Source organism: Pelomicrobium sp. P1, from assembly GCF_052805615.1.
In genome coordinates, this window is record NZ_JBRBEM010000001.1 from 88,531 (window position 1) to 105,935 (window position 17,405).

The 17,405-nt window shown below is 65.8% G+C and carries 19 protein-coding genes and 2 tRNA genes; 19 read left to right on the forward strand and 2 right to left on the reverse strand.

Features of this window, described 5'->3' with window-relative positions; genetic code table 11:
• Positions 1–78 precede the first annotated feature (78 nt).
• The 16 genes from ispB to ACUVYZ_RS00525 all read left to right on the forward strand — a co-directional run bounded on the left by ispB (position 79) and on the right by ACUVYZ_RS00525 (position 15,065).
• Complete coding sequence (gene ispB, locus ACUVYZ_RS00450; protein WP_439932488.1) at positions 79–1,047, forward strand: octaprenyl diphosphate synthase; 969 nt, start codon at positions 79–81, stop codon at positions 1,045–1,047.
• 108 nt (positions 1,048–1,155) lie between these two features.
• Positions 1,156–1,232, forward strand: a tRNA-Pro gene (locus tag ACUVYZ_RS00455).
• Between the two features lie 176 nt (positions 1,233–1,408).
• Positions 1,409–1,633, forward strand: a complete 225-nt coding sequence (locus ACUVYZ_RS00460; RefSeq protein ID WP_439932489.1) for a PP0621 family protein — start codon at positions 1,409–1,411, stop codon at positions 1,631–1,633.
• Positions 1,584–3,278: a two-component system sensor histidine kinase NtrB gene (locus tag ACUVYZ_RS00465; protein ID WP_439932490.1), complete on the forward strand. Its 1,695-nt coding sequence runs from the start codon at positions 1,584–1,586 to the stop codon at positions 3,276–3,278. The genes ACUVYZ_RS00460 and ACUVYZ_RS00465 overlap by 50 nt, the downstream gene beginning before the upstream one ends.
• The gene (locus ACUVYZ_RS00470; protein WP_439932491.1) at positions 3,238–4,614 is read left to right on the forward strand and encodes a sigma-54-dependent transcriptional regulator; all 1,377 of its coding nucleotides are present in this window, start codon (positions 3,238–3,240) and stop codon (positions 4,612–4,614) included. The genes ACUVYZ_RS00465 and ACUVYZ_RS00470 overlap by 41 nt, the downstream gene beginning before the upstream one ends.
• 79 nt (positions 4,615–4,693) lie before the next feature.
• On the forward strand, positions 4,694–5,257 hold the full coding sequence (gene ampD / locus ACUVYZ_RS00475; protein ID WP_439932492.1) for a 1,6-anhydro-N-acetylmuramyl-L-alanine amidase AmpD: 564 nt from the start codon (positions 4,694–4,696) through the stop codon (positions 5,255–5,257).
• A gap of 327 nt (positions 5,258–5,584) precedes the next feature.
• Positions 5,585–8,431, forward strand: a complete 2,847-nt coding sequence (locus ACUVYZ_RS00480) for a ribonucleoside-diphosphate reductase subunit alpha (protein WP_439932493.1) — start codon at positions 5,585–5,587, stop codon at positions 8,429–8,431.
• 93 nt (positions 8,432–8,524) lie between these two features.
• A complete protein-coding gene (locus tag ACUVYZ_RS00485; protein WP_439932494.1) occupies positions 8,525–9,676 on the forward strand; it encodes a ribonucleotide-diphosphate reductase subunit beta in 1,152 nt (383 codons plus the stop codon).
• Positions 9,677–9,679: 3 nt separating this feature from the next.
• The gene (locus ACUVYZ_RS00490) at positions 9,680–9,949 is read left to right on the forward strand and encodes a DUF2442 domain-containing protein (protein ID WP_439932495.1); all 270 of its coding nucleotides are present in this window, start codon (positions 9,680–9,682) and stop codon (positions 9,947–9,949) included.
• 142 nt (positions 9,950–10,091) lie between these two features.
• Positions 10,092–10,499: a hypothetical protein gene (locus ACUVYZ_RS00495; protein ID WP_439932496.1), complete on the forward strand. Its 408-nt coding sequence runs from the start codon at positions 10,092–10,094 to the stop codon at positions 10,497–10,499.
• A gap of 549 nt (positions 10,500–11,048) precedes the next feature.
• The gene (locus tag ACUVYZ_RS00500; RefSeq protein ID WP_439932497.1) at positions 11,049–12,251 is read left to right on the forward strand and encodes an MFS transporter; all 1,203 of its coding nucleotides are present in this window, start codon (positions 11,049–11,051) and stop codon (positions 12,249–12,251) included.
• A gap of 9 nt (positions 12,252–12,260) precedes the next feature.
• Entirely contained in the window at positions 12,261–12,767 is a 507-nt protein-coding gene (locus ACUVYZ_RS00505; protein ID WP_439932498.1) for an FKBP-type peptidyl-prolyl cis-trans isomerase, read from the forward strand.
• Between the two features lie 82 nt (positions 12,768–12,849).
• Positions 12,850–13,791: a DnaJ C-terminal domain-containing protein gene (locus ACUVYZ_RS00510; RefSeq protein WP_439932499.1), complete on the forward strand. Its 942-nt coding sequence runs from the start codon at positions 12,850–12,852 to the stop codon at positions 13,789–13,791.
• Positions 13,792–13,794: 3 nt separating this feature from the next.
• Complete coding sequence (locus tag ACUVYZ_RS00515; RefSeq protein ID WP_439932500.1) at positions 13,795–14,115, forward strand: chaperone modulator CbpM; 321 nt, start codon at positions 13,795–13,797, stop codon at positions 14,113–14,115.
• A 3-nt stretch (positions 14,116–14,118) separates the two neighbouring features.
• Positions 14,119–14,832 carry a DUF599 domain-containing protein gene (locus tag ACUVYZ_RS00520; RefSeq protein ID WP_439932501.1) on the forward strand — a complete coding sequence of 238 codons (714 nt, stop codon included), beginning with the start codon at positions 14,119–14,121 and terminating at the stop codon, positions 14,830–14,832.
• A gap of 20 nt (positions 14,833–14,852) precedes the next feature.
• Positions 14,853–15,065, forward strand: coding sequence for a KTSC domain-containing protein (locus ACUVYZ_RS00525; protein ID WP_439932502.1), 213 nt, complete (start codon positions 14,853–14,855; stop codon positions 15,063–15,065).
• 189 nt (positions 15,066–15,254) lie between these two features.
• Here the strand turns inward: ACUVYZ_RS00525 and ACUVYZ_RS00530 are convergent.
• A tRNA-Thr gene (locus tag ACUVYZ_RS00530) sits at positions 15,255–15,330 on the reverse strand.
• A gap of 67 nt (positions 15,331–15,397) precedes the next feature.
• Entirely contained in the window at positions 15,398–15,823 is a 426-nt protein-coding gene (locus ACUVYZ_RS00535) for a Fur family transcriptional regulator (RefSeq protein ID WP_439932503.1), read from the reverse strand.
• 179 nt (positions 15,824–16,002) lie between these two features.
• Between ACUVYZ_RS00535 and ACUVYZ_RS00540 the strand changes: the two genes are divergently transcribed.
• From ACUVYZ_RS00540 to ACUVYZ_RS00550, 3 genes are read left to right on the forward strand one after another with little or no spacing between them, the layout of a single operon-like run.
• On the forward strand, positions 16,003–16,440 hold the full coding sequence (locus ACUVYZ_RS00540; RefSeq protein WP_439932504.1) for a type IV pilin protein: 438 nt from the start codon (positions 16,003–16,005) through the stop codon (positions 16,438–16,440).
• Positions 16,434–16,943 (forward strand): GspH/FimT family pseudopilin, encoded by a 510-nt coding sequence (locus ACUVYZ_RS00545; RefSeq protein ID WP_439932505.1) that lies wholly within the window; start codon positions 16,434–16,436, stop codon positions 16,941–16,943. Before ACUVYZ_RS00540 ends, ACUVYZ_RS00545 begins: the two co-directional genes overlap by 7 nt.
• Complete coding sequence (locus tag ACUVYZ_RS00550; RefSeq protein WP_439932506.1) at positions 16,937–17,401, forward strand: type IV pilus modification PilV family protein; 465 nt, start codon at positions 16,937–16,939, stop codon at positions 17,399–17,401. The genes ACUVYZ_RS00545 and ACUVYZ_RS00550 overlap by 7 nt, the downstream gene beginning before the upstream one ends.
• The last annotated feature ends 4 nt before the right edge of the window (positions 17,402–17,405 follow it).

The window sequence follows — 17,405 nt, forward strand, 5'->3', positions numbered from 1 at the left end:
CTTTCCGGCCCCCGTGCCGTTCGCCTTGACACTGGGGGAGGCCCGTTCCTACCATGAGCCCCTTTTCTCGCCGCCGGCATGCCCATCGAAGCCATCCGCGATTTCGCCAAAGAGGACCTGAACGCCGTCGATCGGGTCATCCGGCAGCGACTGCACTCCGACGTCCCCCTGATCCGGCAGGTGAGCGAGTACATCGTCCAGAGCGGCGGCAAGCGCCTGCGGCCCCTGGTCCTCATCCTGTCGGCGCGGGCCTGCGGGTACTCCGGCACCGACCACCACGAGCTCGCCGCGGTGGTGGAGTTCATCCATACCGCCACCCTGCTGCACGACGACGTGGTGGACGAGTCAGCCCTGCGTCGCGGCCGGGCGACCGCCAACGCCCTGTTCGGCAACGCCGCCAGCGTGCTGGTGGGCGACTTCCTCTATTCCCGGGCGTTCCAGATGATGGTGGACGTAGGCAGCATGGCCGTCATGCGGGTGCTGGCGGACGCGACCAACACCATCGCCGAGGGCGAGGTGCTGCAGCTCATGAACTGCCACGATGCCGGCATCGATGAAGAGCGCTACCTGCGGGTGATCCGCTTCAAGACGGCCAAGCTGTTCGAGGCGGCGAGCCGGCTGGGGGCCATCTTGGGCGGGGTCGAGCCCCGGATCGAGCAGTCGATGGCCGCTTACGGCATGCACTTAGGCACGGCCTTCCAGTTGATCGATGATGTGCTCGACTACTCCGGCGACCTGCACCAGACCGGCAAGAACCTGGGGGACGACCTGGCCGAGGGCAAAGCCACGCTGCCCCTGATCCACGCCATGCGCGCGGGTTCCCCCGAGCAGGCAGCCCTGATTCGCGCCGCCATCGAGAGGGGGGGCACCGAAGAGTTCCCGTCGGTCCTGCGCACCATCCGAGAAACCGGGGCCCTCGAGTACACCCGGGCGCGAGCCGCCGCAGAATCCTGCCTCGCCGCGGCCATGCTGGAGCCCCTCGCGCCCACGCGCTACAAGGAATGTCTGCTACAATTAACCGATTTTGCGGTGACGCGAACGTATTAGCGTATTAGCCGTATTAGCGGCCGGTCTCCCGCCGGAAAGCGGCACGCGGTGAAAAAACTAAGCACGCCCGGATGAAGGCGGGGAGGGCGGTTGATTCGTTGATCGCTTCGGGGTGTAGCTCAGCCTGGTAGAGTACTGCGTTCGGGACGCAGGTGTCGGAGGTTCAAATCCTCTCACCCCGACCATTTCCTTTTTGCTTCTGCCGGTCCCGCGGCGCTGGGGAGGCGGCGCTCTCGAGGGCAACCGGATGACCCGCCGGGAACGGGGCGCGCGGCGAGCGGGCGAGCTTTTAGGCATGATGGCTAACACCGTTTGGGCTGCCGGGCAGCCCGGAAAACCTCCGGGCGGAGGGACGTGACGGGTGGGCAAGCTGCTCCTGGTGGCGCTCGTCGTCCTGGTCGTTTTCTGGATCCTCAAGGCCTACCGCAAGCACGTGGAGCGCCCCTCCTCCCCAAGCCGGGGGCCCGCCGTGGAAGACATGGTGCGTTGCGCCCATTGCGGCATTCACGTTCCTCGCAGCGAAAGCCTTTCGAGCGGTGAGCGCCACTACTGCAGCGAAGAGCACCGGCGCCTCCACGGGGGCTGAGCAACCACCCGGATCGGCCGACCCGGGTGGGCCGGCCGCGACGGCTTACCCGCCCCCGCCTTTCTGGCGTTCCCTCGCTTATTTCAACGCGTACCGGCTCGCCCTCGGCGCTATCCTTCTGGGGGCGGTGCTGCTGCTGGGCCCCGACCTGATCCTGGCCTCCGCCAACCGCCGGATCTACCTGTTCGCCGCAGTCGGCTATCTCGCCAGCGCGGCGCTTTTCGTCGCCATGATCTGGGCACGCCGGGTCCGCTTCACCGTGCAGCTCGCTCTCCAGGTGGCGGCGGACGTGCTTTTCGTCACCTTGATGATCCACGCCAGCGGGGGCATGCGCAGCGCCCTGGGCCTGCTGCTCCTGCCCACCTTGGCGGCTGCCGGGCTGATCGCCCAGGGCCGGATGGTGCTGTTCTTCGCTTCTCTTGCCAGCATGGCGGTGCTGGCCGAGGCCGCCTATGGGGTGATCAGCGGCGAGCGCTCCAGCGCCGATTTCTTCCCCACGGGGCTCCTGTGCGTCGGCTACTTCGCCACGGCCTGGCTGGCCCATGCCCTGGCGCGGCGGGTAGTGGAAAGCGAAGAGCTCGCCCGCCAGCACGGGATGCGGCTCGCCAGCATGGCCCAGATCAACCAGCTCGTGATCCAGGACATGCATGACGGCGTGCTGGTCCTGGACGGAGGCGGCCGGATCCTGCAGCGCAACTCCCAAGCCGAACGGCTGCTCGGCCTGGTCCCTGGGGCCGGGCAGGGGATAGAGATCGGGCAGCTCCTGCCGGTGCTCGGCGAGCGGCTGCGCCAGTGGCGGGAAAACCCGGAGACCCGCTTCGACCTGCTGCGGGTCTCTTCCACCAACCGGCTGGTGCGCACCCGCTTCGTGCCGACCGGCGACGGCGCCGAGGGCGGGGCGGTGCTCTTTCTCGAGGACATGAGCCGGGTCCAATCCCAGGCCCAGCAGCTCAAGCTCGCCGCCCTCGGCCGCTTGACCGCCAACATCGCCCACGAGATCCGCAACCCCCTTTCCGCCATCAACCATGCGGCGGAGCTGCTCCTGGAAGAGCGAGACCTCAACCCGACCCAGCAGCGGCTGCTCAGCATCATTCGCGACAACACCCAGCGCCTGGAGCGCATGGTGAAGGAGGTGCTGCAGTTGAACCGCCGGGACCGGGTCAACGCCGAGGTGTTCCGGCCCGAACCGTTTCTGCGCACCTTCGTGGAGGAGTTCTGCCACGGACAGCGGGTGCCCCAGGAGACCTTCGTCGTCGAGGTGGATACGGACCGGACCGTCTGCTTTGACCGTGGCCATTTGAATCAGGTATTGTGGAATTTGTGCAGCAACGCCTGGCGGCACTGCCGCAAGGCGCCCGGAAGCGTGCGGCTGCGGGCCGTGGACGGGGTCACTCCCAACCAGGTGTGCCTCGACGTGATCGACGACGGTCCGGGCATCGACCCAAAGCTGCGGGCCCAGCTCTTCGAGCCGTTCTTCACCACGGCGCCGACGGGCACCGGGCTCGGGCTCTTCATCGCCCGCGAAATCTGCGACGCCAACGGGGCGACGCTGGACTGTCTCGATGCCGACGGGGGACATTTCAGGGTGGTATGCAGGAGGGATCATGTTAAAGCGCAAAGAGCGAGCGACGCGATCCGGCTCTAGCGAGGGGCAGGTGCCCAAGGTGCTGGTGGTGGACGACGAGGCTGACATCCTGGAGCTGCTGGAGCTCACCCTGCTGCGCATGGGGCTCGACGTGGAGCGGGCAGCGAGCCTCGCCGAGGCGAAGGAAAGGCTCGCCCAAAGGAGCTTCGACCTGTGCCTCACCGACATGCGCCTGCCCGACGGCACGGGGCTGGAGCTGGTCAGCCACATCGCCGCCCAGTGCGCCGACTTGCCGGTGGCGGTGATCACCGCCCACGGCAGCACCGAGAATGCGGTGGCCGCCCTCAAGGCGGGCGCTTTCGACTACCTCGCCAAGCCCGTGTCCTTGGACCAACTGCGCACCTTGGTGAAGTCGGCCTTGAGCCTGCCCAAGGAGGCGCCCGCTAAGACCGTGCCCGAGGCGCTGCGGCTGATCGGAGAATCGGCGGCCATCGCCCAGGTGCGGGAGATGATCGAGAAGCTCTCCCGCAGCCAGGCGCCCGTCTATATCAGCGGCGAGTCCGGCAGCGGCAAGGAGCTGGCGGCCCGGCTCATCCACGAGGCGAGCGCCCGGCGCTCCAAACCTTTCGTTCCGGTCAACTGCGGCGCCATCCCCGAAAACCTTATGGAAAGCGAGTTCTTCGGTTACCGCAAAGGGGCTTTTACCGGGGCGGAGAGCGACCGGGACGGCTTTTTCCAGGCGGCCAACGGCGGAACCCTCTTTCTGGACGAGGTGGCCGATCTGCCCCTGGCGATGCAGGTGAAGCTCCTGCGGGCGATTCAGGAGAAGCGGGTGCGTAAAGTGGGTTCGACCCAGGAGGAGCCGGTGGATGTCCGCATCATCAGCGCCACCCACCAGAACCTGGCGAGCTGCGTGGAGGAGGGGCGCTTCCGCCAGGACCTCTATTACCGGTTGAACGTGATCGAGCTCAAGATGCCGGCGCTACGGGAGATGCGCGAAGACGTGCCCCTCATCGCCGAAGCGATCCTCGCCCGGCTCACCCGCGACGGTCCCGCGTGCCGGTTGTCGCCGGAGGCGGTCCAGGCACTCGCCGCCTACGACTTTCCGGGCAACGTGCGAGAGCTGGAAAACATCCTGGAGCGGGCCGTGGCTCTGTCCGGCAGCGGAGTGATCCAGGTGGCGGATCTGCAACTCACTCCGCCAGCCGGTGCGGGCGAGGCGACGCCCGTCCTGGAGGGCAAGTGGCCGCTGCAGGAATACCTGGACCGGGTCGAGAAAGAGGCGATCCTGGAGGCCCTGGAAAAGACCCGTTTCAACCGCACCGCGGCGGCGAAGCTCCTTGGGATCACCTTCCGCGCGCTGCGCTACCGGATGGAGCGCTTGGGGATCCAATGAGCGAAGGACCGGGCCGGGTGCCGTTCGCCGCGCCGCCCCTGCCCCGCCGGGCCCCGCTCCCGACAGAGACCTGGGCGACTTGAGGATCGACGAGAAAGGCCTGGCTGAGGGCGCCGAGTACATCCCTTCACCCAACTGGGATGAACGCCCTCCGGGAACGGCCATCCGGCTCCTGGTCATTCACGCTATCAGCCTGCCCCCCGGCGAGTTCGGGGGCCCCGGCATCGTCGAGCTCTTCACTAATCGGCTCGATCCCCAGGCCCATCCGTATTACCGGGAGATCGCCGGCCTCAAGGTATCGGCCCATTTTCTGCTGCGTCGCAACAGCGCCGTCATCCAGTTCGTCCCGTGCCTCAAGCGCGCCTGGCACGCCGGCGCCTCTCGCTGGCGGGGCCTCGAGCGCTGCAACGACTTCTCCATCGGGATCGAACTCGAGGGCTGCGACTGGCTTCCCTTCGAGGAAGCCCAGTACCGGGCGCTCGATGACCTGACCTGGGCCTTGCGCTCGGCCTATCCGATCGAGGACATCGTGGGCCATTCCGACATCGCCCCGGGCCGCAAAACGGACCCCGGCCCCTGTTTCGACTGGTCCCGCTACCGCGCGGCCCGGGGTTGCTGCGCGCGGTTGGCCAAGAAGGATTGAATTCCAGGTCGGCCGTCGACCGCCGTCCATCCCCCTTCCCGAGGGGCGTGCGTGGAGCGCGGCCGAAACGCACCATTCCCGCTGGAACCCCCGCCGATGTAGCGCGCCGGCTTTCACCGGCGGAGCAGGACCATTCCCGCTTTCCCCGCCGTCCCTTCATCCAGCGAAAATGGGTTGCGCTCCCGCAAATCGTCCACTAGTATTGGTGGCAGGAGAAAGATTGAGCACAAGATATAGTGGCCACAAAATATAGTGTTCATACGGATACCGCGGCACAAGGTGGCCACAAATTGAACGAAGACGTCGAGCATTGAGGGGAGATTCAGGATGCAACTCGTCACCGAAGGAGAGCGCAGCTCGTATGCGACGCCGGCGCCGGGGGGGAACCCCGACGCCTCGCTTCATCAGGACTCGCCCTACGCCCAATACAAGGTGATCCGGCGCAACGGCGCCGTGGTGGGCTTCGAGCCGGCAAAGATCGCCATCGCCATGACCAAGGCCTTCATCGCGGTGAACGGCGGCCAGGGGGCCGCTTCCGCCCGGGTGCGGGAACTGGTGGCCCAGTTGACCGAGACCGTGGTGAACGCGCTTCAAAGGCGCCAGCCCGGCGGCGGCACGTTCCACATCGAGGACATCCAGGACCAGGTGGAGCTGGCCCTCATGCGCGCCGGCGAGCACGCCGTGGCGCGAGCCTATGTCCTCTACCGGGAGGAGCGAGCTCGGGAGCGTGCCCGGCAGAAACAGGCGGGGGAGGCGCCGGCGCTGCACGTGGTGGAGGCGGGCGGGCGCCGGCCGCTGGACGTGGAGCGCCTGAAGCGCCTGATCGAGGCTTCCTGCGAAGGACTGGGCGAGGCGGTCCGGCCGGACCTGGTCCTGCAGGCCACGCTGCGCGACCTCTACGACGGCGTGCCGGCGGAGGAGGTGAGGAAGTCCTCGGTGCTGGCCGCCCGCTCCCTCATCGAGAAGGACCCGGCCTACGGCTACGTGACCGCCCGCCTGCTCCTGCACTCCATCCGGCACGAGGTGCTGGGGGAGGACGTGACCCAGGCGGAGATGGGGGAGCGCTACGCCGAGTATTTCCCCGAGTTCATCGCCCGGGGCATCCAGGCGGAGCTCCTGGACGAGCGGCTCGCCCAGTTCGACCTGAAGCGCCTGGGGGCGGCCCTGGACGCCTCCCGGGACCTCAAATTTGGCTACCTGGGGCTCCAGACCCTGTACGATCGCTACTTCCTCCACGTGGACAGCCGGCGCATCGAGCTGCCCCAGGCGTTCTTCATGCGGGTGGCCATGGGCCTGGCGCTCAACGAGATCGACCGGGAGGCCCGCGCCATCGAGTTCTACGACGTGCTGTCGAGCTTCCGTTTCATGAGCTCGACCCCCACGCTGTTCAATTCCGGCACCCGCCACAGCCAGCTCTCGAGCTGTTACCTCACCACCGTCTCCGACGACCTGGACGGCATCTTCCAGGCGATCAAGGAGAACGCCCTGCTGCAGAAGTTCGCCGGGGGGCTGGGCAACGACTGGACCCCGGTGCGGGCGCTGGGCAGCCATATCAAGGGCACCAACGGCAAGAGCCAGGGGGTGATCCCCTTCCTCAAGGTGGTGAACGACACGGCCGTCGCCGTCAACCAGGGGGGCAAGCGCAAGGGGGCGGTGTGCTCTTACCTCGAGACCTGGCACCTGGACATCGAGGAGTTCCTGGAGCTCAGAAAGAACACCGGCGACGACCGGCGCCGCACCCACGATATGAACACCGCTAACTGGGTGCCCGATCTGTTCATGAAGCGGGTGATGGAAGGGGGCGACTGGACGCTGTTCTCTCCCAACGAGGTGCCGGACCTGCACGACAAGTACGGAAAGGCCTTCGAGGAGGCCTACACCGCCTACGAGGAGAAGGCGGCGCGGGGGGAGATCAGGCTCTACAGGAAGGTTCCCGCGGTGCAGCTATGGCGCAAGATGCTCACCATGCTGTTCGAGACCGGGCACCCCTGGATCACGTTCAAGGACCCGTGCAACGTCCGCTCGCCCCAGCGCCACGTGGGAGTGGTGCATAGCTCCAACCTGTGCACCGAGATCACCCTCAATACCTCGGCCAGCGAGATCGCGGTGTGCAACCTGGGCTCGGTCAACCTGGCAGCCCACCTCGCGGACGGCAAGCTGGACGCGGAAAGGCTGCGCCGGACCATCTCCACAGCCATGCGCATGCTGGACAACGTGATCGACGTCAACTACTACGCGGTCGGCAAGGCGCGCGCTTCTAACCTCCGGCACCGCCCGGTGGGGCTCGGCATCATGGGCTTCCAGGACTGCCTGCACATGCTGCGTATCCCCTACGCGTCGGAAGAGGCAGTGGAATTCGCCGACCGCTCCATGGAAATGGTGGCCTACTACGCCTACTGGGCCTCCACCGAGCTGGCGGAGGAACGGGGGCGCTACGCCAGCTATCCCGGCAGTCTGTGGGACCGAGGCATCCTGCCCCAGGACTCCCTGGACCTCCTGGCCGAGGAGCGGGGAGGGTATCTGGAAGTGGACCGCTCCGCCACCCTGGACTGGGAGGCTCTCCGGGAGCGGATCCGCCGGCACGGCATGCGCAACTCCAACTGCATCGCCATCGCCCCCACCGCCACCATCGCCAACATCGTGGGCGTGTCGGCCTCCATCGAGCCCACTTACCAGAACCTGTACGTGAAGTCGAACCTGTCGGGGGAGTTCACCGTGGCGAACCAGTACCTGGTGGACGACCTCAAGCGCCTGGGGCTGTGGGACGAGGTGATGATCGCCGACCTCAAGTACTTCGACGGCAGCCTTTCCAGGATCGATCGCATCCCGCCGGAGATCCGCAAGCTCTACGCCACCGCCTTCGAGATCGACCCCAAATGGCTCATCGAGGCGGCAGCCCGGCGCCAGAAATGGATCGACCAGGCCCAGTCCCTGAACTTGTACATGGCCGGGGCCTCGGGCAAAAAGCTGGACGAGATCTACAAGCTTGCCTGGATCCGGGGCCTCAAGACCACCTACTACCTGAGGACCCTGGCGGCCACCAGCGCCGAGAAGTCGACGGTGCGCGCCGGCGCGCTCAACGCCGTCCCCGCGGATGGGGTCTCGGGGGAAGCCGCGCTGGCCGAGCCCAGGTTCTGCGCCATCGACGACCCGGAATGCGAGTCCTGCCAGTAACAGGTATCGGAAGTCAGGGGACAGGGATCAGATAGGAATGGACGTGGAGCGGATCCGCCTGCTCGAGCCGAAACAGACGAACATGGAGGGAACATGCTGGGTTTTGAAGACGACCTCGTGAGCCGGCCTGCCCGGGGCGTCCAGGCCCCGGAGGTGTCCACCTGGATGCCCGGGGGCGGTACGCAAGCGGCAAGACCGCCTGCCGCCATGGACAATGACTCCGCCTACCGCCGCATCCGGGTCGAAGACAAGCGCATCATCAACGGCCAGACCGACGTCAACCAACTGGTGCCGTTCAAGTACAAGTGGGCCTGGGAGAAATACCTGGCCGCCTGCGCCAACCACTGGATGCCCCAGGAGATCAACATGAACCGGGACATCGCCTTGTGGAAGGACCCCGAGGGCCTCTCCCCGGACGAGCGGCTCATCGTCAAGCGCAACCTGGGCTTTTTCGTCACCGCCGATTCCCTGGCGGCGAACAACATCGTGCTGGGAACCTACCGCCACATCACCGCTCCTGAGTGCCGCCAGTACCTGCTGCGCCAGGCCTTCGAGGAGGCGATCCATACTCACGCCTACCAGTACATCGTGGAATCCCTGGGGCTGGACGAGGGAGAGATCTTCAACGCCTACCACGAGATCCCCTGCATCCGGGACAAGGACGAGTTCCTGATCCCCTTCATCGACACCCTGACGGACCCTTCTTTCAGGACCGGCACCCAGGAAGCCGACCAGCAGCTCCTGAAGAGCCTCATCGTCTTTGCCTGCATCATGGAGGGGCTCTTCTTCTACGTGGGCTTCGTCCAGATCCTGGCCCTGGGCCGGCAGAACAAGATGACCGGCTCGGCCGAGCAATACCAGTACATTCTGCGGGACGAGTCGATGCACTGCAACTTCGGCATCGATCTCATCAACCAGATCAAGCTGGAGAATCCCCACCTCTGGACGCCGGAGTTCCGGCAGGAAATCGCCGGGCTCATCCGCCGGGGCGTGGAGCTCGAGTACCGCTACGCCGAGGACACCATGCCGCGGGGGGTGCTGGGCCTGAACGCCGCCATGTTCAAGGAGTACCTGCGTTTCATCGCCAACCGGCGCTGCCAGCAGATCGGCCTGGACCCCCTTTATCCCGGCGCCACCAACCCGTTCCCCTGGATGAGCGAGATGATCGACCTCAAGAAGGAGAAGAACTTCTTCGAGACCCGGGTGATCGAGTACCAAGTGGGCGGCACTCTGAGTTGGGACTAGCCCATGGACGCGCTGCTGTGCCAGGTCGCCGAAGTGCGTGCCGAGGCGAATTACATCCTGTGGGTGCGGTTCGAGGACGGCGTCGAAGGGCGCGTCTGCCTGGGCCCCCTGGTGGGCAAGGGCAAGTTCCGGGCATGGCTCGACGAGGACGCTTTCCGCGAGGTCAGCATTGATCCGCGCAGTAATGTGCTATCTTGGGAAAGTGGAATCGAGCTCGACGCCGATGTGCTGTACTACGACCTCATCAACAAGGCCAAGCTGGCCATGCACTAGAGCCCGGGTCGTGGACGGCGACAGGCTACTGCAGGCCGCGGCAGGCCGGCGGATCACCGCCGGCTGTGCCGCGTCCGGTGGTAGGGGGCACGCGAGTGCCAAGTGTTGTACCTTGTGTACGTAACTTGATAGGAGGTTGACCATGGCAACAAAGAAACCCGCAGCCAAGAAGGCTGCCAAACCAGCGGCGAGGAAGCCTGCGGCCAAGAAGAAGGCCACGGCGAAGAAGCCCGCCGCTAAGAAGAAAGCGCCGGCGAAGAAGCCAGCGGCCAAGAAGAAGGCTCCCGCCAAGAAGAAGGCGGCGGCCAAGAAGAAGGCCCCCGCCAAGAAGAAGGCGGCGCCGAAGAAGGCTGCGGCAAAGAAGGCCCCGGCCAAGAAGAAAGCAGCGGCCAAGAAGAAGGCCCCCGCCAAGAAGAAGGCGGCGCCGAAGAAGGCTGCGGCAAAGAAGGCCCCGACCAAGAAGAAAGCGGCTAAACCGGCTGCGGCGCCCGCTCCTGCGGCGCCGACGTCCACTTGGCCGTTTCCGCTTTCCGGCTCGGGTAGCTCTTAGCCTTCGCGTAAACTGCGGTCAGCCCTCCATGGGGGGGCTTCCTCGGGGGCTGATCCGCATTTCCAGGCTCCGGCCGGCGCCCCGCGCCGGATATGACGAAGCCCCGTTTCCGGAGCCTTTTTCCCTGCGTCGTTCGTAACACCCATCGGTTCAGGGCCGGCCTGTCGAGGGCGGCGGGGTCGTTTTTCCTCTCGATCCTCCCGTCGGCCATCGGCCCACCGGCCCTCGGCCGGCCCTGAACCGGAGCGGAAGCGGGCCGTGGAGAAGCGCTGCGAATGGGCTCGAGGGAGCCCTGCATACCTGGAATACCACGACCGGGGGTGGGGTGTGCCGTCCACGACGACCAGAGGCTGTTCGAGTTCCTACTGCTACGCGTTCATCCAGGCGGTTGGCATGGTGACACTACGTGGCCGACTGTCTCCGCTGGCGCGAGCTCGGGAACCGCTGAACTGTGCGTTGCCGGCCGTCCCGACCGGGACCTAAAATAATGCTTTATGCGGGCGGCTCGCCGCCTTGGGGGCTCGTTCGAATTTGAAGAAAGGCATCTCCATGCGCGCCGGCTCTGCCGCCATCTCCCAGTGGTTTTCCCAGGTCGGTCACAGCTACTCCCACATCTTCATGCTGCTCTACCCGACCGTGGTGCTCGCCCTGGAGCCCGAATTCGGCAAAAGCTACGGGGAGCTGCTGGTCCTGATGACCCTGGGCAATGTGCTCTTCGGCGTGGCGGCGCTGCCCGCCGGATGGCTGGGGGACCGCTGGAGCGCGGCCGGCATGATGGTCGTGTTCTTCGTCGGCACGGGGGCAGCTTCCATCCTGACCGGGCTGATGGGCTCGACCGTGGGCATCGCCGCCGGGCTCTCCCTGATCGGGTTGTTCGCTTCCATTTACCACCCGGTGGGAATGGCCTGGCTGGTGAGGAACGCCGAGAACCGGGGGCGGGCCCTGGGGGTGAATGGGGTATTCGGAAGCCTGGGCGTCGCTTCCGCCGCCCTGATCGCCGGGGTGCTCACGGACCTGGTCCACTGGCGGGCGGCCTTCATCGTCCCGGGCCTGGTCTCGGTGGCCACGGGCTCAGCCTTGTGGGTCCTGATCCGCAGCGGCAAGGTGGCGGACATCAAGGCCGACGTGAGGCCCCGGGCCGCGCCCGCCCGCGGCGCCATGGTGCGGGCCTTCATCGTGCTCTCGATCACCATGCTGTGCACGGGACTGCTGTTCCAATCCCTTTCCACCGCCATGCCGAAGATTTTCGCCGAGCGCCTGGCGGGCCTGACCGGCGGCACCGCGGCCGGGGCCGGGCTTCTGGTGTCGGTGGTCTACCTCTTCGGCATGCTCGGACAACTCGCGGGGGGCCACCTGGCGGATCGCTATTCCCTGCGGGGCACCTATATCCTGGTTTACCTGTTACAGATTCCGGTCCTGTTCTTCGCGGCGTCGTTGAGCGGCCCGCCCGCCCTCGCCGTGGTGACCATGGCGGTGCTTCTTAACACGATCGGCATTCCGGTGGAGAACAGCCTGCTCTCCCACTATTCTCCCGAGAAATGGCGCGGGACCGCTTTCGGCGCCAAGTTCGTGCTGGCCCTGGGCGTGTCCGCCCTGGGGGTCCCCCTGGTGGCGGTCCTGCGGGACGCGACCGGGGACTGGTACTGGTACTTCATGCTCATGGCCGCCATGGCGGTGCTCATCGTGGGAGCGTCCCTGGCCTTGCCCTCCGACCGCAAAGAGGCTAGGCCGCACCCGGCGGTGACTGGCTGACCCTGCCCCATGACCCAGCCGCGCGCCACGGTGAGCCACCACAAGGTGGTGGAGATCACCTACGTCATCCAGGATCTGGAGGGCCGAATCCTGGAGCAGTGCGACTTGCCGATCGCGTACCTGCACGGCGCGGGAGGCCCCATCCTAGAGAAGATCGAACGGGCCCTGGAAGGTCGTGCCGTGGGCGAGCGAGTGGAGATCACGGTGTCCCCGGACGAAGGCTTCGGGCCCCACCGCCCGGAGCTGACCTTCACCGACGATATTGAGCACGTCCCTCCCCAGTTCAGGCACATCGGCGCCGAGGCGGAGTTCGCTAACGAGCGGGGCGATGTGGTGCGGATGCGGGTCACCCGGATCGAAGGCGGCAAGCTGACCCTGGACGGCAACCATCCCCTGGCGGGCAAGACCCTGCGGTTCCGAGTGAAGGTGGTGGGGATGCGCGAGGCGAGCCCGGAGGAAATCGCGGCCGGCTTCCCTTCCGGCTCGCTCGGCGGCGCTGCCTGGAAAGGGCAATGAAGCGGCACCATGCCGTCTCGGGTGCGTCCCGGACCCGGCCCACGGCGGACCGGCATTAAAATTTTCTTGTTATCATAGCCTTATGAAGTATAAGGACTATTACCAGATCCTGGGCGTAGACCGGACGGCCTCCCTGGACGAGATCAAAAAGGCCTACCGGCGGCTCGCGCGCAAGTATCACCCGGACGTTTCCAAGGAGCCCGACGCGGAGGAGCGGTTCAAGGACGTGCAGGAAGCCTACGAGGTGCTCAAGGATCCCGAGAAGCGCCGGGCCTACGACGAGCTGGGCCACTACCAGGCCGGGCAGGAGTTCCGACCGCCGCCGGGCTGGGAGCAGCACTTCGGACCCGGCTTCGGCGATTTCGAGCATATCTTCGCCGAGGGCGACCTGGCGGATCTGTTCGAGGTTCTGACCGGACGCGCCCGACCCGGAGCGGGACGACGGGGATTCGGCAGGCGGGGCCAGGACTACGAAGTGCCGGTGGAGCTTACCCTGGAGCAGGCCTACCAGGGCACCGAGGTCACCTTCAACCTGGAGACCTCGGAAATGGACCCGTCGGGGGCGCTGCGGCGGGTGGTGCGCCCGGTCACGGTGCGGATCCCCAAGGGCGTCACCGACGGGCAGAAAATGCGCGTGCCGGGCCGAGGCGGAGCGGGCGTGGGAACCGGAGCCGCAGGGGATCTCTATCTCCACATCCGGCTGAAACCCCATCCCCTGTTCAAGCCGAACGGGCACGACCTGTACCTCAAGCTCCCCGTCGCCCCCTGGGAGGCGGCCTTGGGCGCCAGTGTCGAGGTGCCCACCTTGAGCGGCCGGGTGCGGGTCAAAGTGCCCCCGGGCGTGACCTCCGGCCAGAGCCTGCGACTCGCCGGCAAGGGCTTGCCCAAACCCGAAGGCGGCCACGGAGACCTGTACGCGGTGATCCAGATCGTCGCGCCGCCGAGCTTGAGCCCTCGGGAACGTGCTCTGTTCGAAGAGCTCTCTCGCGCCTCCACTTTCAATCCGCGCAGCCAATGGAGCTGAACGATGGACGAGAACGCCCAGATCCAGGCCGTGATACTCACCGAGGGGCTGCGCATCAGCCTCGAAGAGCTGGCGGCGGGCTCCGGTTTCACCGTAGAGGAGCTGCGCGAGCTGATCGAATACGGGGTGTTTTCGCCGGAGGAGGCTCCGGGCGGCCGCTGGATCTTTTCCTCCACCTGCCTGGCCCGCGCCCGGCGGGCGAAGCGGTTGCGGGAGGCCTTCGATCTGGACCTCCCGGCGGTCTCTCTCATGATCGCGTACCTGGAGCGCATCGACGAGCTGGAGCAGCGGCTGAGACAGCTCGAGTGCCGGCTGCTGCGCTGAGCCATGCCGGTCCTGATCCAATCCCTGAGCTGGCAGGATTGGGTGGCAGCCTTGTGGTTTGTCGCCGGCTGGAGCGGTTACAGCTACTACGCGGATTACCGCAAGTCGGCCCAGCGCGGCCTGGTGGGGATCGGCCATCTGTATCGCCTGGTATGGGCGCGTCAGATGCTCAAGCGGGAGAACCGGATCACCGATTCCACCCTGATCGGGCACCTGATGACCAGCGTGTCCTTCTTCGCTTCCACCACCGTGCTCATCATCGCCGGCGTGATTACGGTGCTCGGATCGGTGGAAAGCGTCATGCAGGTCACCGCCGATTTGCCGTTCGTGCGCCAGGCGGCGCGGGAGCTGTGGGAGATCAAGCTGATCGTGCTGCTGGCGATCTTCGTGTATGCCTTCTTCAAGTTCACCTGGTCGATCCGCCAGTTCAATCTCCTGTCCATCGTCATGGGCAGCGCCCCGTCGCCGGACGAGAACGTGGCGTCCCACGAGGCTTTCGCCCGCAAAATGGCCCAGGTCAACGGCCTTGCCGGCGACGAGTTTCACCGCGGCATCCGCGCCTATTATTTCGGCCTGGCGGCGCTCACCTGGTTCGTGCAGCCCTGGCTTTTCATGATGGCCACCGCCCTGGTGATTCTAGTGCTGTACCGCCAGAACTTCGCCTCCGCCACCCTCAAGGCGCTGCAGGCCGAGCCGTTTCCCAGAGACATGCCGTAAGCCAATCTCGATCCAGGTCCATGGAACGACGCAAACTGAGTTCTGGTCACCTCAAGTCGGCGGGCTACGACGAAAAGAACCGCCTGCTGGAGATCGAGTTCGCCAACGGAACGATCATCCAGTATTCCGGCGTATTGCCGGAAGTCTACCGGCGGCTCGTGAATTCCCCGTCACCCACCTCCTATTTCCGCGACCACATCGAGGAGGAATACACCGGGCGCCGGATCAGGTGACCGGCGGGGCTGAGGCGCCCCGGCGGCTCGGAGAAAATCCGATGGCGGGCATGGCGGTATAACGCGCTTTGGGACACCATTCAGCCGCGTTTCGCGGTCCTCTACGTCACCCGCTGAAGGCGGGTTCGCCGCCTTTTGATGGGGCTTGGCCGTTCTGGAGTGGGATTACAGGGCGGGCTTTTGCGTTCGTGGTGCTGATGGCGTGACTCGAACACGCGACCTGCCGATTACGAATCGGCTGCTCTACCAACTGAGCTACATCAGCGACCGGGCGAAATTATAAGCACCGTGCCCATCCGCGCGCAACGCGCCGCCCCCGGCGTACCGGGGGATCAGGAGGCGGTGCGGGGGCGAACCCGGACGATCACGTCGATCCCTTCCGTCACCACGTCTTCCGGGAGCTTCGGCAGCCCCTCGATCCGCACCGTGCTTGCGTCGATGTCGGTCAACGTGCCATTGACCACGTCGTACAGATGGTGATGCTCGGAAGTATTGGGATCGTAAAACACCCTGTTCGGATCGGCGATGACTTCCCTGATCAGCCCTTTGCGGACGAAGAGCTTGAGCGTGTTGTAGACCGTGGCTTTCGAAGTTTCCGGCTGATGCGCGTTCACCATCGCCAGGACCTGATCCGCGGAAAGATGCTGCTGGCGCGAGAAGAGGGCGTAGGCGATCTCGATCCGCTGGTGCGTGGGTGTAATGCCATGCCGGCGCAGCAGATCCGGAATGGCCGTCCTGGACAAATGCAACTCATTCATAGCATTACATTATCCCTATTTTCGACGGCCATGTCCATAAAGCCCGTTCGTCCTGGCGCCTAACAATTGTTAACTTTGCGCCGCTCGTGCCGGCAAACCGACCGAACGTCGGACTTCTTTTGACCCCCCAAAACGGCTGCCCCTATAGTTGGGCCGCGCAATCAGAAAGGCATAGAGCCATGCAACGGGCCAAAGGGTTCACTCTGGTGGAGGTGATGATCGTCGTCGTGGTCCTCGGTATCCTGGCCACGATCGCGCTGCCGGCGTACCGGGACTACGTCCTGCGGGGAAAGCTCACGGAAGCGTTCACCAACCTGAGCGATTGGCGGGTCCGGATGGAGCAGTTCTACCAGGACAACCGGCGTTACGACAACGGATCGGGCGGCTGCGGAGCGGCAGGACCCGCCGCCGGGAACGCCAAGTACTTCACGTACACATGCGCTCCCGGAACTGCGCCCGCGCAGACATTTACCGCAACCGCGACGGGCACGGGCGATCTTGCCGGCTTCACGTTCACCATCGACCAGGCGAACAACAAGGTCACTACCGCGGTGCCGGCCGGCTGGAGCGGCGCAGCCGCCACCTGCTGGGTGCGCAGGAAGGACGGGTCGTGCTGAGGCAGTCCGGCGTAACGCTCATCGAGCTCATGATCGGCATCGCCCTTCTGGCCCTGCTGTTGTTCATTGGCGTCGAGTCTTATCGCGCCTGGATCCAGAACACCCAGGTACGCACGGCGGCCGAGGCGATCCTGAACGGGCTGCAGCTCGCCCGGGGGGAGGCGGTACGGCGTAACGACAACGTCCAGATCGTTCTTTCCGGCGGCACCGGCTGGACGGTGAGCGTGGCGAACACCGGCGAGGCGATCCAATCGAGGACCGACGGCGAGGATGGCCAGAACGCCAAGTTTACGGTGACCCCGGCGGGGGCGACCACCGTCACCTTCAACGGGCTGGGCCGGGTGGTGACCAACCTGGACGGGAGTCCCTCCATTTCCCAGGTGGAAGTGAGCTCCCTCACCCTTGCGGACGCCGAGACCCGCAAGCTGCAGGTCCGGGTTGGAGTGGGGGACATCCGCATGTGCGATCCCCAGCTCTCCGCCCCGGATCCGAGGGCATGCTGACCATGACCTGGACGACGCCAGAGCGTGTCACCCTCCACCGGCAGTCGGGCGCCTTCCTGCTGGAGGCGCTGATCGCCATCCTCATTTTCTCCATGGGCATCCTGGCCCTGGTGGGGCTGCAGGCGGCCTCCATCAGCACCGTGTCGGAGGCCAAATACCGCGCCGACGCGGCCTACCACGCCAACCGCATCATCGGCGAGATGTGGGTCGACCTGACGAACTTGGCGACCTACGCCTGCGATCCGTGCACGACGTCGAGCGGCAACGCCAAGACCCAGGCGTGGGTGGCGGACATTCAGGGCAGCGCGGAGAAGGGATTGCCGGGCGTCACCGACGCGGCGAACCAGCCTTCCATCGCGGTGAACGGAAGCGCCGTCACCGTGACCTTGAGGTGGCAAGTGCCCAGGACGAGCGTGGTTCACAACCACGTCGCCACTGCCTACATCAGCGGTCCGTGAGGCG

Excerpts from the sequence above, each read along its gene's own strand:
- ispB (WP_439932488.1), top strand. The coding sequence starts at position 79 with ATGCCCATCGAAGCCATCCGCGATTTCGCCAAAGAGGACCTGAACGCC.
- ACUVYZ_RS00470 (WP_439932491.1), top strand. The coding sequence starts at position 3,238 with ATGTTAAAGCGCAAAGAGCGAGCGACGCGATCCGGCTCTAGCGAGGGG.
- ACUVYZ_RS00480 (WP_439932493.1), top strand. The coding sequence starts at position 5,585 with ATGCAACTCGTCACCGAAGGAGAGCGCAGCTCGTATGCGACGCCGGCG.
- ACUVYZ_RS00485 (WP_439932494.1), top strand. The coding sequence starts at position 8,525 with ATGCTGGGTTTTGAAGACGACCTCGTGAGCCGGCCTGCCCGGGGCGTC.
- ACUVYZ_RS00490 (WP_439932495.1), top strand. The coding sequence starts at position 9,680 with ATGGACGCGCTGCTGTGCCAGGTCGCCGAAGTGCGTGCCGAGGCGAAT.
- ACUVYZ_RS00495 (WP_439932496.1), top strand. The coding sequence starts at position 10,092 with ATGGCAACAAAGAAACCCGCAGCCAAGAAGGCTGCCAAACCAGCGGCG.
- ACUVYZ_RS00500 (WP_439932497.1), top strand. The coding sequence starts at position 11,049 with ATGCGCGCCGGCTCTGCCGCCATCTCCCAGTGGTTTTCCCAGGTCGGT.
- ACUVYZ_RS00505 (WP_439932498.1), top strand. The coding sequence starts at position 12,261 with ATGACCCAGCCGCGCGCCACGGTGAGCCACCACAAGGTGGTGGAGATC.
- ACUVYZ_RS00510 (WP_439932499.1), top strand. The coding sequence starts at position 12,850 with ATGAAGTATAAGGACTATTACCAGATCCTGGGCGTAGACCGGACGGCC.
- ACUVYZ_RS00515 (WP_439932500.1), top strand. The coding sequence starts at position 13,795 with ATGGACGAGAACGCCCAGATCCAGGCCGTGATACTCACCGAGGGGCTG.
- ACUVYZ_RS00520 (WP_439932501.1), top strand. The coding sequence starts at position 14,119 with ATGCCGGTCCTGATCCAATCCCTGAGCTGGCAGGATTGGGTGGCAGCC.
- ACUVYZ_RS00525 (WP_439932502.1), top strand. The coding sequence starts at position 14,853 with ATGGAACGACGCAAACTGAGTTCTGGTCACCTCAAGTCGGCGGGCTAC.
- ACUVYZ_RS00535 (WP_439932503.1), bottom strand. The coding sequence starts at position 15,823 with ATGAATGAGTTGCATTTGTCCAGGACGGCCATTCCGGATCTGCTGCGC.
- ACUVYZ_RS00540 (WP_439932504.1), top strand. The coding sequence starts at position 16,003 with ATGCAACGGGCCAAAGGGTTCACTCTGGTGGAGGTGATGATCGTCGTC.
- ACUVYZ_RS00550 (WP_439932506.1), top strand. The coding sequence starts at position 16,937 with ATGCTGACCATGACCTGGACGACGCCAGAGCGTGTCACCCTCCACCGG.